Annotated in this window: 17 protein-coding genes; 8 read left to right on the top strand and 9 right to left on the bottom strand. The window is 61.4% G+C overall.

Annotated elements, in window-relative coordinates:
- Positions 1 to 36: 36 nt before the first annotated feature.
- Positions 37 to 474, bottom strand: a complete 438-nt coding sequence (locus tag I2H38_RS13500) for a DUF4112 domain-containing protein (RefSeq protein ID WP_196272381.1) — start codon at positions 472 to 474, stop codon at positions 37 to 39.
- A 488-nt stretch (positions 475 to 962) separates the two neighbouring features.
- Between I2H38_RS13500 and I2H38_RS21515 the strand changes: the two genes are divergently transcribed.
- The 3 genes from I2H38_RS21515 to I2H38_RS13515 are packed head-to-tail and all read left to right on the top strand — an operon-like array spanning position 963 to position 3,661.
- Positions 963 to 1,361: a YcbK family protein gene (locus tag I2H38_RS21515; RefSeq protein ID WP_196272382.1), complete on the top strand. Its 399-nt coding sequence runs from the start codon at positions 963 to 965 to the stop codon at positions 1,359 to 1,361.
- 15 nt (positions 1,362 to 1,376) lie between these two features.
- Positions 1,377 to 3,089: an adenine deaminase gene (ade, locus tag I2H38_RS13510; RefSeq protein WP_196272383.1), complete on the top strand. Its 1,713-nt coding sequence runs from the start codon at positions 1,377 to 1,379 to the stop codon at positions 3,087 to 3,089.
- A 5-nt stretch (positions 3,090 to 3,094) separates the two neighbouring features.
- The gene (locus I2H38_RS13515) at positions 3,095 to 3,661 is read left to right on the top strand and encodes a hypothetical protein (protein ID WP_196272384.1); all 567 of its coding nucleotides are present in this window, start codon (positions 3,095 to 3,097) and stop codon (positions 3,659 to 3,661) included.
- Positions 3,662 to 3,667: 6 nt separating this feature from the next.
- Here the strand turns inward: I2H38_RS13515 and I2H38_RS13520 are convergent, their stop codons facing one another.
- The 5 genes from I2H38_RS13520 to I2H38_RS13540 form a co-directional block, all read right to left on the bottom strand.
- Positions 3,668 to 4,411, bottom strand: a complete 744-nt coding sequence (locus I2H38_RS13520) for a class I SAM-dependent methyltransferase (RefSeq protein ID WP_324617399.1) — start codon at positions 4,409 to 4,411, stop codon at positions 3,668 to 3,670.
- A 2-nt stretch (positions 4,412 to 4,413) separates the two neighbouring features.
- The gene (locus I2H38_RS13525) at positions 4,414 to 5,184 is read right to left on the bottom strand and encodes a LamB/YcsF family protein (RefSeq protein WP_196272386.1); all 771 of its coding nucleotides are present in this window, start codon (positions 5,182 to 5,184) and stop codon (positions 4,414 to 4,416) included.
- A complete protein-coding gene (gene pncB, locus I2H38_RS13530; protein ID WP_196272387.1) occupies positions 5,184 to 6,476 on the bottom strand; it encodes a nicotinate phosphoribosyltransferase in 1,293 nt (430 codons plus the stop codon). The genes I2H38_RS13525 and pncB overlap by 1 nt, the downstream gene beginning before the upstream one ends.
- Positions 6,477 to 6,570: 94 nt before the next feature.
- A complete protein-coding gene (locus I2H38_RS13535; RefSeq protein WP_196272388.1) occupies positions 6,571 to 6,891 on the bottom strand; it encodes a c-type cytochrome in 321 nt (106 codons plus the stop codon).
- A gap of 50 nt (positions 6,892 to 6,941) precedes the next feature.
- The gene (locus I2H38_RS13540) at positions 6,942 to 8,207 is read right to left on the bottom strand and encodes a PQQ-dependent sugar dehydrogenase (protein ID WP_196272500.1); all 1,266 of its coding nucleotides are present in this window, start codon (positions 8,205 to 8,207) and stop codon (positions 6,942 to 6,944) included.
- A 258-nt stretch (positions 8,208 to 8,465) separates the two neighbouring features.
- Here I2H38_RS13540 and I2H38_RS13545 point away from each other — a divergent pair, with 258 nt between their 5' ends.
- Genes I2H38_RS13545 through I2H38_RS13555 form a run of 3 tightly spaced genes read left to right on the top strand, consistent with a single transcriptional unit; the run spans position 8,466 to position 10,522 of the window.
- Positions 8,466 to 9,599 (top strand): Mrp/NBP35 family ATP-binding protein, encoded by a 1,134-nt coding sequence (locus I2H38_RS13545; RefSeq protein WP_196272389.1) that lies wholly within the window; start codon positions 8,466 to 8,468, stop codon positions 9,597 to 9,599.
- Positions 9,600 to 9,611: 12 nt separating this feature from the next.
- Positions 9,612 to 10,250 carry a molybdenum cofactor guanylyltransferase MobA gene (gene mobA / locus I2H38_RS13550; protein ID WP_196272501.1) on the top strand — a complete coding sequence of 213 codons (639 nt, stop codon included), beginning with the start codon at positions 9,612 to 9,614 and terminating at the stop codon, positions 10,248 to 10,250.
- A gap of 50 nt (positions 10,251 to 10,300) precedes the next feature.
- The gene (locus tag I2H38_RS13555; RefSeq protein ID WP_229426696.1) at positions 10,301 to 10,522 is read left to right on the top strand and encodes a sulfurtransferase TusA family protein; all 222 of its coding nucleotides are present in this window, start codon (positions 10,301 to 10,303) and stop codon (positions 10,520 to 10,522) included.
- Between the two features lie 45 nt (positions 10,523 to 10,567).
- On the opposite strand, the gene I2H38_RS13560 is transcribed toward I2H38_RS13555, so the two are convergent.
- Positions 10,568 to 10,744 carry a CsbD family protein gene (locus I2H38_RS13560; RefSeq protein WP_196272391.1) on the bottom strand — a complete coding sequence of 59 codons (177 nt, stop codon included), beginning with the start codon at positions 10,742 to 10,744 and terminating at the stop codon, positions 10,568 to 10,570.
- Positions 10,745 to 11,142: 398 nt separating this feature from the next.
- On the opposite strand from I2H38_RS13560, the gene I2H38_RS13565 reads away from it, so the two are divergent.
- Complete coding sequence (locus I2H38_RS13565) at positions 11,143 to 11,805, top strand: sensor histidine kinase (protein ID WP_196272392.1); 663 nt, start codon at positions 11,143 to 11,145, stop codon at positions 11,803 to 11,805.
- A 24-nt stretch (positions 11,806 to 11,829) separates the two neighbouring features.
- Here I2H38_RS13565 and I2H38_RS13570 read toward each other — a convergent pair whose 3' ends face one another.
- Both I2H38_RS13570 and I2H38_RS13575 read right to left on the bottom strand, forming a co-directional pair.
- A complete protein-coding gene (locus I2H38_RS13570) occupies positions 11,830 to 13,083 on the bottom strand; it encodes a glycerate kinase type-2 family protein (RefSeq protein ID WP_196272393.1) in 1,254 nt (417 codons plus the stop codon).
- Positions 13,084 to 13,110: 27 nt separating this feature from the next.
- Positions 13,111 to 14,148: an aldose epimerase family protein gene (locus tag I2H38_RS13575; RefSeq protein WP_196272394.1), complete on the bottom strand. Its 1,038-nt coding sequence runs from the start codon at positions 14,146 to 14,148 to the stop codon at positions 13,111 to 13,113.
- A gap of 201 nt (positions 14,149 to 14,349) precedes the next feature.
- On the opposite strand from I2H38_RS13575, the gene I2H38_RS13580 reads away from it, so the two are divergent.
- Positions 14,350 to 15,171 carry an HAD family hydrolase gene (locus I2H38_RS13580; RefSeq protein ID WP_196272395.1) on the top strand — a complete coding sequence of 274 codons (822 nt, stop codon included), beginning with the start codon at positions 14,350 to 14,352 and terminating at the stop codon, positions 15,169 to 15,171.
- The last annotated feature ends 52 nt before the right edge of the window (positions 15,172 to 15,223 follow it).

The raw sequence follows: 15,223 nt of genomic DNA on the forward strand, positions 1-15,223 counted from the left end.
GCGCGGTTCAGACCGCGCCTTTTTGTCCGGCAAGGCCTAACGCTCGTCGACGCGGATCGCCGTTCCCTCGATTTCCCGCGGCCCGCGTTTCGGCAGCCGGAAGTGTTCCTGAATAATGCGCAGGTTGCGCATGTTCGATTTGAAAAAGATGTCGAAGGCGTCGCCCGCGACCGGGATGGCGCCAATGGCGGTGTCAAAAGCCAGATTGGCCATCATCCGCGCAATCTTGCGGCGCGGCAGGCCCAGCCGTCGCGCCTCCCAGATGATGTAGCCGCCGAGGGCCGCGGCGATCAGATCGCCGACGCCGGGGGCAAGGCCGATCACCGCATCGAGCCCCACGCGCCGCTTCAGGCCGGGAATGTAGAACGCGTTGTCCAGGAGCGTCGCGACCAGCGTTACGCGTGCAATGGCGTCCGCCCGGCTTGGGCCGGCGGCCTTGACGGTTTCAAAAAACGCAGCACGGGACGCGGTCATTCCTTCTTCTCCACGCCGTCACGACGGCACGCTGAAACGGGATGTGTGTATCGTCTCCGCGCTTCGCAAGTTGAAGTATTTTGAAATATTGTTTCGAAGAAAATGTGACAATTTCGGACTATGGAATCCCAGGAATTGCTTTGTTTTCCCATGCCTTGTCCCCCCTCAACCCATTAATACCTCGATTGCATACTTGTCTTCCTAAACTCTGGGTTTAGTTAGCTGCGCTGGGACGGGGGCCAAGCTGCCAGGAAACTGGCCAAAACAGGCAAAAGCCATCGCGGCTGAACCGTTGCACGCGGTCATTCGCATATGGGGGCTCAAGACGGGGAGAAAACCCGATGAGCACCAACCCTCGAGTGTATCGAGTGCCTTGGCTTGTGTTCGTAGCCAGCGCGCTTGTTTCAGGACTAGCCGTTGCAACTGCTCAGGCCGAAAATGAGGAGCCGCCAGCCCGATACGCAAGCCTCCCGTCGACGGACAGCGTCATGAACCCGGCCGCGAAGGGAGGCCGTCCAAGTTCGGCCACACAGGCCCCAAGGAACCTGTCCGGTTTCTATGCCTATGTCGAACAAGGCTCCATCACCGTGCAGGCCAGCGCCCCCACGAAATGCCTTCCTGGCGATTTGCGGGAGGTCGTCGGGGATATCGCCGCAAAGTTCGGGACCGTCAGCGTCGAGTCCACTCACAGAACCGGCAGCCATAACTGGCGCGCGGGCGGAGCGCCCCATTCCCTGCACCTTTCGTGCCGGGCCATCGACTTCAGAGTCCACTCACGGACTAGCGGTCTGATGGCGTATTTGCGCTCGCGTCCCGAAGTCGGCGGCCTTAAGATATATCGAAACGGTATCATCCATATCGACAATGGAGAGCGCCGAAGTTGGTGAGGGCCATCGAACAGCATGACGAGACAGACTGACGCCACGGCCATCGCAGCCCGCATCGCGCAGGGCCGTGGCTCCTCCCCCGCGGACCTCGTCATTACCGACGTGCGCCTGTTCGATCTCGTGACCGGAGCGCTCACGCGCACCGACATCGCCATTTGCGGCGACACGATCGTGGGGACGTACGGACGGTATCGGAGCGCCCGTACCATCGACGGGCGCGGGCGCATCGCGGTGCCCGGTTTCATCGACACTCACCTGCATGTGGAATCCTCCCTCGTCACGCCGTTCGAGTTCGACCGCTGCGTTCTCCCGCGTGGCGTGACGACGGCCATCTGCGATCCGCATGAGATGGCGAATGTGATCGGGACCGCCGCCTTCGACTATTTTCTGGCCTGCGCCGAGCGCACGATCATGGACCTGCGGGTGCAGTTATCTAGCTGCGTGCCTGCAACCCATTTGGAAACGGCGGGCGCCCGCATCGAGGCTTCAGACCTCATGCGCTACCGCGATCATCGCAAGGTGATCGGCTTGGCCGAGTTCATGAACTTTCCCGGCGTGCTTGCTGCCGACCCGGCGTGCCTCGCCAAGATCGAGGCCTTTGCCGGGCGTCATATCGATGGCCACGCGCCGCTGCTGCGCGGCCTTGACCTCAATGGTTATCTCGCGGCTGGAATCCGCACCGATCACGAGACGACCACGGCGGACGAGGCCTTGGAGAAAATCAGGAAAGGCATGACGGTATTGATCCGCGAAGGCTCCGTGTCGAAAGACATGCATGCGCTCGCATCCGTTCTCTCCGTACCGACCTCGCCGTTCCTCGCGCTCTGCACGGATGACCGCAATCCGCTCGACATCGCCGAGGAAGGTCATCTCGATTATATGATCCGCACGCTGATCTCACTCGGCTGCGAACCACTCGCCGTTTATCGCGCGGCCTCGCTCAGCGCGGCCCAGGCATTCGGCCTTACCGATCGCGGCATGATTGCGCCCGGCAAACGCGCGGACATCGTGCTGCTCGATGATCTTGAATCCTGCGCTGTGTCGGACGTGATTTCCGGCGGGCGGTTAGTGAACGATGCGCTGTTTGAGACACGTGAGCTGGTGACGGCAGTTGGCCTCAACAGCGTCAAGTCAAACGCCGTCAGCGCCGATCAATTTCGGATTCAAGGAACGTCCGGCGAGGCCCGTGTCATCGGTGTCGTTCCCGGCAAGATCATCACGGAGGATCTGCGTCTCACCCTCCCCGTTCAGAACGGTGCCCGTCAGATCGACCTCGAGCAAGACGTCGGCAAGGTCGCCGTGGTGGCCCGCCACGGCATCAACCACAATATCGGCTTGGGGTTTGTGAACGGCTTCGGCATGAAGCGCGGCGCTATTGCCTCTTCCGTCGGACATGACAGCCACAACATCTGCGTCGTGGGCGCGAGCGACGCCGACATGGCCGTCGCCGTCAACCGGCTGCGCGAGATTCAAGGCGGGTTCGTCGTTGTCTCCGATGGCGTCGTCCGCGCCGAGTTGGCGCTGCCTATCGCCGGTCTCATGAGCGATCTGCCCTATGAGGGCGTACGAGATGCGCTCTATCCATTGCGTGAAGCCGCCAAGGCGCTCGGCGTCATCTTGCCGGAACCGTTCCTGCAGGTCGCTTTCCTCCCCTTGCCGGTGATCCCGCATCTCAAGATCACCGATTACGGGCTCGTCGATGTCAATCGCATGGAGCTGGTGAATTGAGATTGATGCCAATTCCGGCTCGTCGACACGCCGCGCTCATCGCCGGCCTCTTCCTCGCTACTTCCCTTGCCGATCATGAGGCAGCCGCTTTGGAGGCCGGCAGCCCGGTCGCAATCGGCGGCTTCACCTATGCGCCGCCGCGCGGCGACGGATGGCGTGCGCGCCTCTATGCGGAAGAAAATGAAAGCGAGCTGCACACTTATGAGCGCGCGGATGGCGACCGTAGCCTTCAGGTGCAGGTTTCCGTTTTCCGACCCATTCGGCCTATCGCGGATCAGGCGGCCATCGTCGCCTGGGCGAAAGGTGCGCGCGGCGTCCGGCAGGCGACCGCTCTACGCGGGCAGGGCGCGACATGTGCCCGCTATCGTCACAAATTCGATCAAACCCTGTCGCTCGGCGGACCTTCACAATCCTGGGCGACCATCGATGAACGTGGTGCGTTCTGCATCGATCCCAAGGGGAGCGGACGCATCCTCCAGCTTCGCATCTTCGAGCGCACGCCGCCGGGCCGCACGACGGGCGAGATCGAAGCGCTCGCCGCACCCATCATCGCCGGCATCAGACCGCGTTGAACGGGTCTAAAGTTTCGCGACGCGCAGCGAGAGCGGGAACCGGATGATACGGCGCATCTCAGGATCGCGCCACGCCTCGATGAGGTCCCGCTTGAACGCCTCGATCGGCGCACGGCCAAGCGCCTTTTCCGCCGCGCGCACGGCAGACCATGTATCCGCATATCCGATGAGATCGGAGGCGCGCCAATCGACCTCGATGGCCATGGGCGGCGCGGTCAGTTCGTGGAACGGAAATTCAAGCGAGCGATAGCCCACTTCCACATGGCGGCGCTCCGGTGGCCAATGAGCACCGAGCACAGCCTTGTAGAAATGTTGAATGACCGGATCGATGTCCGGATCGGCTTGCACGACGCCATAGGTGATGAGCGCGAGCACCGCTCCCGGCTTTCCAACGCGCCGCGCCTCCGCATAGAAGGCGGGAAGATCGAACCAGTGGGCGGCCTGCGCCGCAGTGATAAGATCAACGGACTGGTCAGGCAATCCGCTGTTTTCCGCTGGCGCGACACGGTATTCCACGCGCGCATGCGGCTCTGCTTTTTCGATCTGCTGCGCGCTGGCATCGGTGGCAATGACGCGTGTGAAGCGATCCGCCAGCAGCACGGAAAGCTGCCCCGTTCCGCATCCGACATCGAGCGCCACATCGGTTCTCGCGCACAGGCTTGCCAGATAATCGACAAGCGTATGCGGATAGGTCGGGCGGTAGGCAGCGTAGCCGGCGGAGCTGGCGGAAAAATGATCCTTGAAGGACACGTTCAACGTCCCGAAAATGGCGCGATGGAAACGCCGTTGGTTTCGAGTTTCGCGCGGATCGTTCGTGCCATGGCGACCGCGCTCGGCTCATCGCCATGAACACAGATCGTATCGATCTCGATGGGGATACGCCGGCCGGAGGTTGTCGTGACAGCCTTGTCCTGCAAAGTCCGCAACACACGCTGCGCCGCCTCGTCGGCATCGTGCAGAACGGATCCCGGCTTCTTGCGGCTGGATAGCGTGCCGTTGTCCTCATAGGTGCGGTCGGCAAAAAACTCCCGCGCGACCCGCACGCCGATCTTGTTCGACGCCGTCTCCATTCGAAGGCCGGGCATACATACATTGATGAGGTTCGCATCGACGCCCTTGATGGCGCGAGCGATGGCAAGCGCCAAATCCTCATCCTCATTCGCCATGTTGTTGAGCGAACCATGCGCCTTCACATAGGTCACGCGATGTCCGGCCAAAGCGCCGACGGCCTGTAGCGCGCCGATCTGATACGCGATCATGCGTTCGATGTCCGCAGGGCTATCGCCACGGATCACGCGGCGGCCGAAGCCCTGCAGATCGTTGAAGCCCGGATGCGCACCGATGGCGACGCCCTTGCGCTTCGCAGTCTCCGCCGTGCGAAACATGATGGACGGATCGCCCGCATGAAAGCCGCACGCGATGTTGGCCGAAGAGACGATGTCGAGCATGGTGTCGTCATCGCCCATGGGCCACGGGCCGAAGCCTTCGCCCATGTCGCAATTCAAATCGATGGTGACGCTCATTACACCAGAACCGGTTGTGCGCTCTGCGCGCCGACATGGAAGACGCGCTTGTAGCGCTCGATCTCGGCCTTCGGCCCCAGGGCCTTGGTCGGATTGTCGGAAATTTTGACGGTCGGGCGGCCATCGGCCGAGATGACCTTGCAGACAATGGAAATCGGGTCGAGCCCGCCATCGGGGACGAAGCCACGGAAATCGTTCGTCAGAAGCGTACCCCAGCCGTAGCCAATGCGCATGCGGCCGTGGAAGTGCTTGTGAATGCGCTGGATCACGTCCACGTCGAGGCCATCGGAAAAGATCGCGAGTTTCTCGGTCGGATCTTGGCCACGCGAGCGCCACCACGCGATCGCTTCCTCACCGCCGATGATCGGATCCTTGGAATCGATGCGAATACCGGTCCAGAACGGAATCCAGTCAGGAGCGTTTTTCAGGAAATTCGTCGTGCCGTAGGTATCGGGCAGGATGATCCTGAGATTGCCCTCGTAATCCTCCTGCCAATCGGCGAGCACGCGATATGGCGCCTGCGCCATATCGGCTTCGGTGTCGGTCAGCGCGGTATAGACCATCGGCAATTCGTGCGCGTTGGTGCCGACCGCCTCGACCTCACGCCGAAGTGCAATGAGGCAGTTCGAGGTTCCCAGAAACGAGGAGCCGAGGCCTTCTATCATCGCCTGCACGCACCAATCCTGCCACAGAAAGCCGTGGCGGCGGCGCGTGCCGAAATCGGAGATGGACATGCCGGGCAATGCCTTCAACTGCTCGATCTTCTCCCACACCCGCGTCATGGCGCGGGCATAGAGCACCTGCAGCTCGAATTTCCCCATGCCTTTCAGGATACCCCGCGACCGCAATTCGTTCAGGATGGCGAGAGCCGGGATCTCCCACATGGTCGTCTCGATCCAGGGACCATGGAACGTCAGGACATATTGGCCGTCCTGCTTCTCGAGCAGATAATCGGGGAACCGGAAGCCTTCGAGCCAGTCCATGAATTCCGGCGAGAACATCTGCCGCTTGCCGTAGAAAGTGTTGCCGCGCAGCCAGGTGGACTCACCCCGCGTGAGGGTCAGGGAGCGCACATGGTCAAGCTGCTCTCTCAGTTCACCCGCATCGATGATGTCGGCCAAACGGATCCGGGTCGTGCGGTTCTGAATGCCGAACGTCACCTGAACATCCCGGTGCCGGCGGAAAATCGTCTGCGCCATCAGGAGCTTATAGAAATCCGTGTCCAGAACGGACCGGACAATCGGATCGATCTTCCAGGTGTGATTGTAGACCCTGGTCGCGATGTCCACCATCGCCTGCTCCTAGCCGCCTCAGAAGGCGCGACCATAGCGAAGGGCCGCCTGCGATGAAAGGGTGCGGCCCCCTCCCCATGGATTTCTCTGGCTTTCAGGGTGGGGACACATCCACCTGGATGGCCGCATAATAGGCCGCGGCATTGGCGATATCCTCGTCCGACAGATCCTTGGCGACGATATTCATCGACTCGTTTTTGCGCGCCCCGCTGCGGTAGTCGTTGAGCGTTTTCACCAGATAGCCCTCGACTTGCCCGGCGAGGTTTGGCGCTTCGGGGGTTTTCGAGAGGCCGTCCATTCCGTGACAGGCCTGGCATACAATGACCTTGTCGCGGCCCGTCTGGGCATCGGCAGCGACCGTGAAAGCCGGCCCGAGCGCAATCCCGAACGCTGCCAGGGCGACGGCAACTCTCATGTTTTCCTCCCGTCAAGACAGGCGTTCCCGAACGCCCGCTCCCATGACCATCACTTGCCCTCGTAGGAGATGCGGTAGATCGCGCCGGCTGTGTCGTCCGAGACGAGAAGCGACCCGTCCGGCAACATCGCGACATCGACAGGGCGCCCGAGATATTCGCCATTTTCCGTGAGCCAGCCTTCCGCGAAGACCTGCGGCTTGCCCGCCGTCCCATCCGGTTTCAGCGGTGTGAACATGACTCGCGCCCCGATCGGTTTGGTGCGGTTCCAGGAGCCGTGTTGAGCGGAGAAAATACCTCCCTGGTACGCTTGGGGAAACATCTTGCCCGTATAGAACATCATTCCGAGATCGGCCGCATGAGGGGCCATCTCGGCCTGCGGGCCTACGACACCGGCCGGCACGGGATCTTCCTTGTATTCGAGCGTGCGCACCGTGCCTCCGCCGTAATACGGGAAGCCGAAATCCTGTCCCATCTGCGTCGCGCGGTTGAGCTCACCGGGCGGTTGGTCGTCGCCCATGCCGTCGACCTGGTTATCGGTGAACCACAAGGTCTTGTCCGCGGGGTTGAAATCCATGCCCACGGAATTGCGAATGCCCGTCGCATAGACCTCGCGATTCTTGCCATCCTGATCCATGCGGATGATGCCGCCCATGCCGATCTTCCTGAAAAGAAGCCATTTGCTTTTCGGGGGCACGTTGAAGGGCTGGCCGAGCGCGATATAGAGCTTGTTGTCGGGGCCGACGCGGCATACGCGCGCCGTGTGATTGTAGCTTTCCTCGGAAGGCGGGATGAGATCGCCCTGCTTGGTGACGACGAATGCGGCAACGTCGGGCCCCTCATAGAAGAATTCGGCGGCAGGGAACTGCAGCACCCGATTCTGCTCGACAACGTAGAGAACCCCATCGCGAGAGAAACAGACGCCGTTCGGAACCTTGAATTCGACGGAAGGGGCGAAGATCTTCACCTCGTCCGCAACCCGGTCCTTGTCGCGGTCCGTCACCGCATAGACATGGCTCTTGCGCGTTCCAACAAACACGACACCGGTCGAGGGTCCAACCGCCATGTGCCGTGCGTCGGGAACAATCGCATAGAGGTCGATCTTGAAACCCGGCGGCAGCTTGACGTTTTCCAGATTTTTGCGGATCGCACCCGCGCGCCGCCCATCTTGCGGAACAGGCTTGGGCTCGGCGGTCCCGGTGCTCTTGAAGGATGAGAGCTTATCCAGATTGCCCGTTGGCGACTGGGCTGGCGGTTGGGCGAAGGCCGGAGAGGCCAAGGCGACGACCGAAACTGCAATAAGCCAGATCGATTTCATCATTCCCTCCGTAACGTCCCGACCAACGCAAGAATTTTATGACATGACTCAACTGCCTCTGAGGCAGTCGATTTCAATGCGTTCGCTTTCAGGAGCTTGGCCCTATTGGCCGTCTTCATGCACTGCACAGTAATGGAATGGGCCGACATCTGTTCCGGCTGTTGCGCGGTCGGCGAGCGGAGCGCCTTAACGGGAAGGCCGCGAGGATATACATGATAGGGTACAAACATCGAGAAAACCGGCTGAGGAGGCCCCACCGTGGCAATCACCCGTGAACATGTGCTCCAGGCTCTCTCGACCATCCCGGTCGACGCGGGCGGGACGAGCCTCGTCGCATCAGGCCGTCTGTCGGAGGTGGTGGTGGACGAGGCCGCCCGGGTCATGTTCTCAATTTTCATAGACCCTGCTGAGGCTGCCGGCATGGAAAATATCCGCCAGGCGGCGGAAACGGCCGTGCAGGGTCTTCCGGGCGTCAAGGCCGTCTTCGCCAGCCTCACCGCGGATCGCCCCGCCTCATCGGGAGCGGCTACGCCACCGCCATCCGCCAGCGCCCCGCGACGCCCCCCCGCCGCCGCACAGTCCAAGGGGCAGCGCATTCCGGGCGTGACCCATGTGATCGCGGTCGCCTCCGGCAAAGGTGGCGTCGGCAAATCCACCACCGCCTGCAATCTCGCTCTCGGGTTGAAGGCCCTCGGCCTCAAGGTCGGCCTGCTCGACGCCGACATCTACGGACCATCGATGCCGAAGCTTCTTGGCATTCATGGCAAGCCGAACCTGCTTGAAGGGCGCATTCTCGAACCCATGGAAGCCTACGGCATCAAGGTGATGTCCATTGGCTTCCTCGTCGATGAAGAAGCCGCGATGATCTGGCGCGGCCCCATGGTCATGTCGGCGATCACGCAGATGCTGCGGGAAGTCGCATGGGGCGATCTCGATGTGCTGGTGATCGATATGCCTCCCGGCACCGGCGATGCGCAGCTCACCATCGCGCAGGCGACCCCGCTTGCGGGCGCGGTCATCGTCTCGACTCCGCAGGATCTTGCCCTCATCGACGCACGGCGCGGCGTCTCGATGTTCAAGCGCGTCGAGATTCCGATCCTCGGCATCGTCGAAAACATGGCGACCTTCGTGTGCCCCCATTGCGGCCAGACATCACACATCTTCGGCCACGGCGGCGCACATGTGGAAGCGGACCGCCTCGGCGTTCCGTTCCTCGGCGAGGTCCCGCTCAATATGACGATCCGCGAGTTGTCGGACGCGGGGCATCCCGTCGTCGTTGCGGACCCGGATGGGCCCCATGCGCGGATCTACAAGGACATCGCCCGTCAGGTTCTCGCCGCCCTTTCAGGCAGTGGCGCTGCCCGGCCCGCGCCACGCATCGTCATCGAATAAGGCCATGCGGTGATGCTGCCCGTCCCGCATCCTGCGACCCTCGGAGTCATTCTGGCGGGTGGGCGGGCGACGCGCATGGGCAGCATCGACAAACCATTCCTCACGCTCGCCGGAAGAACGCTTCTCGCCCATATCACCGAGCGGCTTTCGCCCCAATGCGACGGGCTGGTCATCAGCGCCAACGGCGACACAGACCGTTTTCGCGAAACGGGCCTGCCTGTCGTTCGGGACGACGTGCCGGACTATCCGGGCCCTCTCGCGGGTCTGCTCGCTACGCTCGATTGGACCGCGACCCATCACCCCTCGATCGATTGGGTCGTCAGCGTGACCGGCGATACGCCATTCATCCCCGAGGATCTGGTGTCCCGCCTCCATCAGGCGAGGGAGGCGGCTCGGGCTCCCCTCGCCTGCGCTGCGTCGGATGAGCGGCTGCACCACGCCATCGGCCTCTGGCCGGTTCATCTGCGGCAGGATCTGCGCCTCGCTCTCACGGCGAAAGATTTGCGCAGCGTCCGCGATTGGGCTGGCCTCCATGGCGCTGCTAGCGCCGCCTGGGCGACGGTTCCCTTCGACCCTTTCTTCAACATCAACACGCCAGCCGACCTCGTTGCGGCAAAGGCGCTGGTTGAGCAATATCCGGATCGCTTTTAAGAGACGCCATCGTCGACCGGCCGGTCACGACAGCCGGTATGGATTGCCTCATGATCGAACTCGACCTTTCAGGATTGAAATGCCCGCTCCCGGTTCTGCGAACCCGCAAATTTCTGCGGTCCTTGCAGCCGGGCGAGATGCTGCGCGTGGTCTGCACCGACCCTCTCGCCTCCATCGATCTTCCCAATCTCATTCGTGAAACCGGCGACATCCTCGAGGAGCAGCAACAGGACGGGGCGAAATTCGCCTTCGTGATCCGCAAGGCGGCATAACGAAAAAGGCCCGGCGCGAGGCCGGGCCTGTCGAAAGGTCATCCATCAATCGCGATTGCGCAGGGAATCCTTGATTCCGCCGACGGTGTTCTGAATCTTGCCTTCGGCTTTTTCGACCTTACCCTCGGTTTCGAGCTTCGTATCGCCGATGGCCTTGCCGACACCTTCCTTGATGCTGCCCTTAATGTTCTTCACGCTGCCTTCAATACGGTCCTTATTCATTTCGCTCTCCATAAGAAATAGAAATCAACCAAGACACAACGCGTGAGACATGGGATGGTTTCACGCATACCATCCTTGCATACAATGGATATCTATACGCTCGACCTTAACCACGTCATCTCTGGCTTATAAGCCCTTGATAGACGCAATCTTTCTTAGACACCCGCAAAGCCGGTACAATATTTATATCATCACAATTGGAAGCGCCGCCATTTACCCCTGACGCTCCGCGCTCCATCGAAGGCAACCTGCGAAAGCGCGGATTTGCGAATTGGGCCGGGGAGCCTATAAACGTTATATAATTATTGTAACGACCATGAGCTCCCTGAGTGTCCAGGCCTGAAAGACGTTCTCGGCAATCACTCGATGAAAGCGCCGAAACTGAAACATCCCGCCCGATGAATCGGCTGGCTCTTCTTGCCCATCAACTGACGACGCCCTTGTCCACGATTTCGGCGTTGGCCCAAGGCCTGTTTCGGCGAACCGATCACTTAAGTCCGGATGACATCCGGGAGCGCGCGGAAAAGATCTGGCGCGCCAGCCAGCGCCTTCAGGAGTTGATCGACACGCTCATGTCCTACACACGCGCCAATGCCGGTGCGATTGTTTTGGAACCGAGCCGTTTCAATCTCGAAGAGCTCTTGCGGCGTGTCTGCGCCGAACAGGGCCGGCAAGCGCCTGCGCGGCCTTTCAATATCGAGATCCGAGCCTTTCCATCCCTCTTCGTCGGCGATCCCATTCTCCTCGAACAGGTCTTCGTCATCGTTCTGTCCAACGCGCTGAAGTATTCGCCAGCGGACCGCCCCATCGCTGTCGCCGGCCACGCGAATGGAACCGAGATCGTGATCACTGTGAAGGATGAAGGGATCGGCGTGGGCGAAGGCGATCTGCCTTACCTGATGCAGCCATTTTTCCGCGGCCAGAACGCGAAGGACATTCCCGGAACGGGGCTCGGTCTGAGCCTGGCCTGGCACATTCTGAAACTTCACGGCGGCCGCCTGCACGTCGAGAGCGTGCAAAATCACGGAACGACTGTGACGATTACACTGCCGATGACATGAGCGCCTCGCGGCGTGGCGCACCATTCACGGACGGATGAGAATGCAGCGGAAGTCGTTGACGTTCGTGAGTGTCGGCCCTGTCATGACGAGACGATCGAGATGCGCGAAGGCCGTGTAGGCGTCGTTATTCGCAAGATAGGACGCAAGATCAATTCCTCTCGCGCGCGCATCGTCAAACAATCTCACATCGAACCACGCCCCGGCATTGTCTTCCGATCCATCGATCCCATCCGTGTCGCAGGCAATTGCTGAGACCCCTTCCTTGACTTTGAGCGACAGGGCCAAGGCAAGCAGAAACTCCGCATTTCGCCCTCCTCTTCCCTTCCCTCTCACGGTCACCGTGGTCTCCCCGCCAGACAAAAGCACGCATGGCGCCGTGATCGGTTCGCCGTGGAGAACGACCGACTGTGTGATCCCGGCCATCACACGCGCTACTTCTCGCGCCTCTCCTTCGATCGCATCGCCAAGGATGAGCGGGTGAAGACCGAGTTCGCGTGCTTTCGCGGCAGCAGCGTCGAGCGCCATTTTCGGCGTCGCCAGCATGTGCACCGCGCCGCCTTCGACGTGTTGTTCCAACGCATTGGAACGCATGGCTGCGACGACGGAGTCAGGCACGTCGATGGCATAGTTTCGCAGGATCGAAAGAGCGGCTTCCGGATCGACGCGCTCGGGAATCGTCGGTCCCGACCCGATGCTCGACGGATCATCACCGGGCACATCGGAGATGAGATACGTCACCAGCCGTGCGCCGCCGACACTTGCGGCGAGCCGCCCGCCCTTGATGGCGGAGAGCGATTTGCGCACGAGGTTCATCTCACCGATGGGCGCTCCCGATTTCAAGAGCGCGCGATTGAGCGCTTGCTTGTCTGCGAGCGACACGCCTTCAGCGGGAAGCGAAAGAAGCGCCGACGCGCCGCCTGAGATCAGGCAAACGACGAGATCGTCAGGACCAGCCTCGCGCGCCAGGGCCAGAATGCGCCGTGCCGCATTCAGCCCGGCCTCGTCCGGCACGGGATGCGCAGCTTCGACGATCTCGATGAAGCGCGTGGGTGCGCCATGGCCATATCGCGTGACCACGAGTCCCTCGCAGGTTCCGCCAACGTGTGTCCAGGCCTCCTCGAAAGCCGCAGCCATGCGTGCGGATGCTTTGCCTGCTCCCAGAACAATCGTCCGCCCCTTGGGGATCGCCGGCAAGCGGCCGTCAAACTTTCCATCGGGCAAGGCCGCCTTGAGCGCAGCTTGAAAGAGAGCATGCAGGATTTCGGCGTCATTTTGCATGATAGCACTTTGCGATTGAAAGCGGTGTCAGGTGTTAAAGAACGGAACCCGCATGATATGGCGATAGGTCTCGCCCGGCCGCAGCACGGCGGAAGGAAAATGCGGCTCGTTGGGCGAGTTCGGATAAACTTGCGTCTCGAGCGCAAAGCCCGCGTGCTTGCCGTAAGGCACACCACCCTTGCCGATGGCAGGCAGCGTCTCGAAATGATTGGCTGTGTAGAATTGCACGCCCGGCTGATCGGTCCAGACTTCCAAGCCACGGCCCGAGCGGAGATCAACAGCCCGGGCGGCGCGGCGCAACGTTCCGCTTTCGCCGTTCAAGCAGAAGTTATGATCGTATCCGGCCTCCGGCAATTGCGACCGATCGTCGATCATCGCGCCGATGGGTCTCATCGTCCTGAAATCGAATGCGGTATCCGCGACAGGCGCTATCTCGCCGGTTGGGATCTTGCCCGAACCGACGGGCGTGTAATGATCCGCGTCGAGAAGGAGAAGCTGATCGCGAATGCTGCCAGAACCATGGCCGGCGAGGTTCCAGTAGCCGTGATACACTAGGTTGATCACCGTCGCTTTGTCCGTCGTCGCCTCGAAAACGATCTCCAGAGCGGGTTCATCGGTCAGGCGATAGACGACCGACGCCTTCACAGCGCCGGGATACCCCTCATCTCCATCGGGCCGGTCGAGGGTCAGACGGACGGCGTTTCCGGCCTCATCCGCTTCGGCGGTCCAAACGCGCTTATTGAACCCCTTGAAGCCGCCGTGAATGTGGTTGGGCGGCTCGTTGACGGAAAGGGCGTGGGTCTCGCCGTCGAGAGTGAATTGCGCCTTCGCGATGCGATTGGCGTAGCGCCCGCAGATCGCCCCGGCGGAGCCCCGGTATTTGAGGTAGGAGGCAAGGTCATCATAGCCGAGTACGACATCCTCGGTGCGGCCCGTCCGGTCGGGAACGTGGAGTTCGCTCAAAATCGCGCCGTAAGTGATGACGCGGGCTCGCAGGGGACCTGCCTCGATCTCGTAGGATTCGACAGGCCGTCCTTCGAGTTCACCGAATACCGTCTTCCCCATAACCGACCTCTTCCCTGGCGCGATGGAAACCATGCGCCAGCTAAACATCTCGGGATATCCAGCATCCCGATGCTTGATCTCGATGCCCCTGTCTTTTAGGTCTCCCATGGAACAGAACACAATGATCTTTCCAGGGAACGAGCCACGCATGCAAGACGATCGCCGCCTTCATGACCGCGCCGCGACCCGTGGGGTGGACGCATGAAGCCTCTCTCTCAGCTATCCCGAGAGGACGCGCGATCGGTTCGCGTTGTCCTCACCGATATCGACGACACGATTACGACCGAAGGCACGTTGACGGCGTCCGCCTACGCGGCCCTGGAACAGTTGCACCGAGCCGGTTTCCTGGTGGTGCCGGTGACGGGAAGGCCCGCGGGCTGGTGCGATCATATTGCCCGCATGTGGCCGGTGGATGCTGTCGTCGGAGAAAACGGCGCCTTCTATTTCCGCTACGACCGCAAGCAGAAGAAGATGCATCAGCATTTTTGGGCCAGCCGTCAGGAGCGGGCGCAAAACCGCGCCCGGCTCGATCAGATCGAGAAAGAGGTTCTCGCTACCATCCCGGGCACCGCGCTCGCGAGCGACCAGGATTACCGCGTTGCCGATCTCGCCATCGACTTCTGCGAGGATGTCCCCGCCCTACCTGAAACCGAAATCGACAGGATCGTCGCGGTCTTCGAGCGCGCCGGTGCTCAGGCCAAGGTTAGTTCGATCCATGTGAACGGCTGGTTCGGCGACTACGACAAACTCAGCATGGCGAAGGCGTTGCTGGCTGACGTTTTCAACATCGACTGGGAAACGGCAAAGCGGAGCGTGGTGTTCGCGGGCGACTCGCCCAATGACGAGCCGATGTTCGCCGCCTTCCCCCTCAGCGTCGGCGTGGCCAATGTACACGCCTTCGCGCATCGCCTGAAGAACAAGCCCGCCTACATTACGGAAGGGCATTCCGGCGACGGTTTTGCCGAGCTCGCTCGCATCCTGCTTGAAGCCAGGGATCAGCAGGCACAGGCGGCCAACGCATAGCCCGTGCGAAGCGAAGGATCGGCCCTCGATCAAAGGCCTGACGGTTTGCCCG

This window comes from Microvirga alba (genome assembly GCF_015694465.1).
GTDB lineage: Bacteria > Pseudomonadota > Alphaproteobacteria > Rhizobiales > Beijerinckiaceae > Microvirga > Microvirga alba.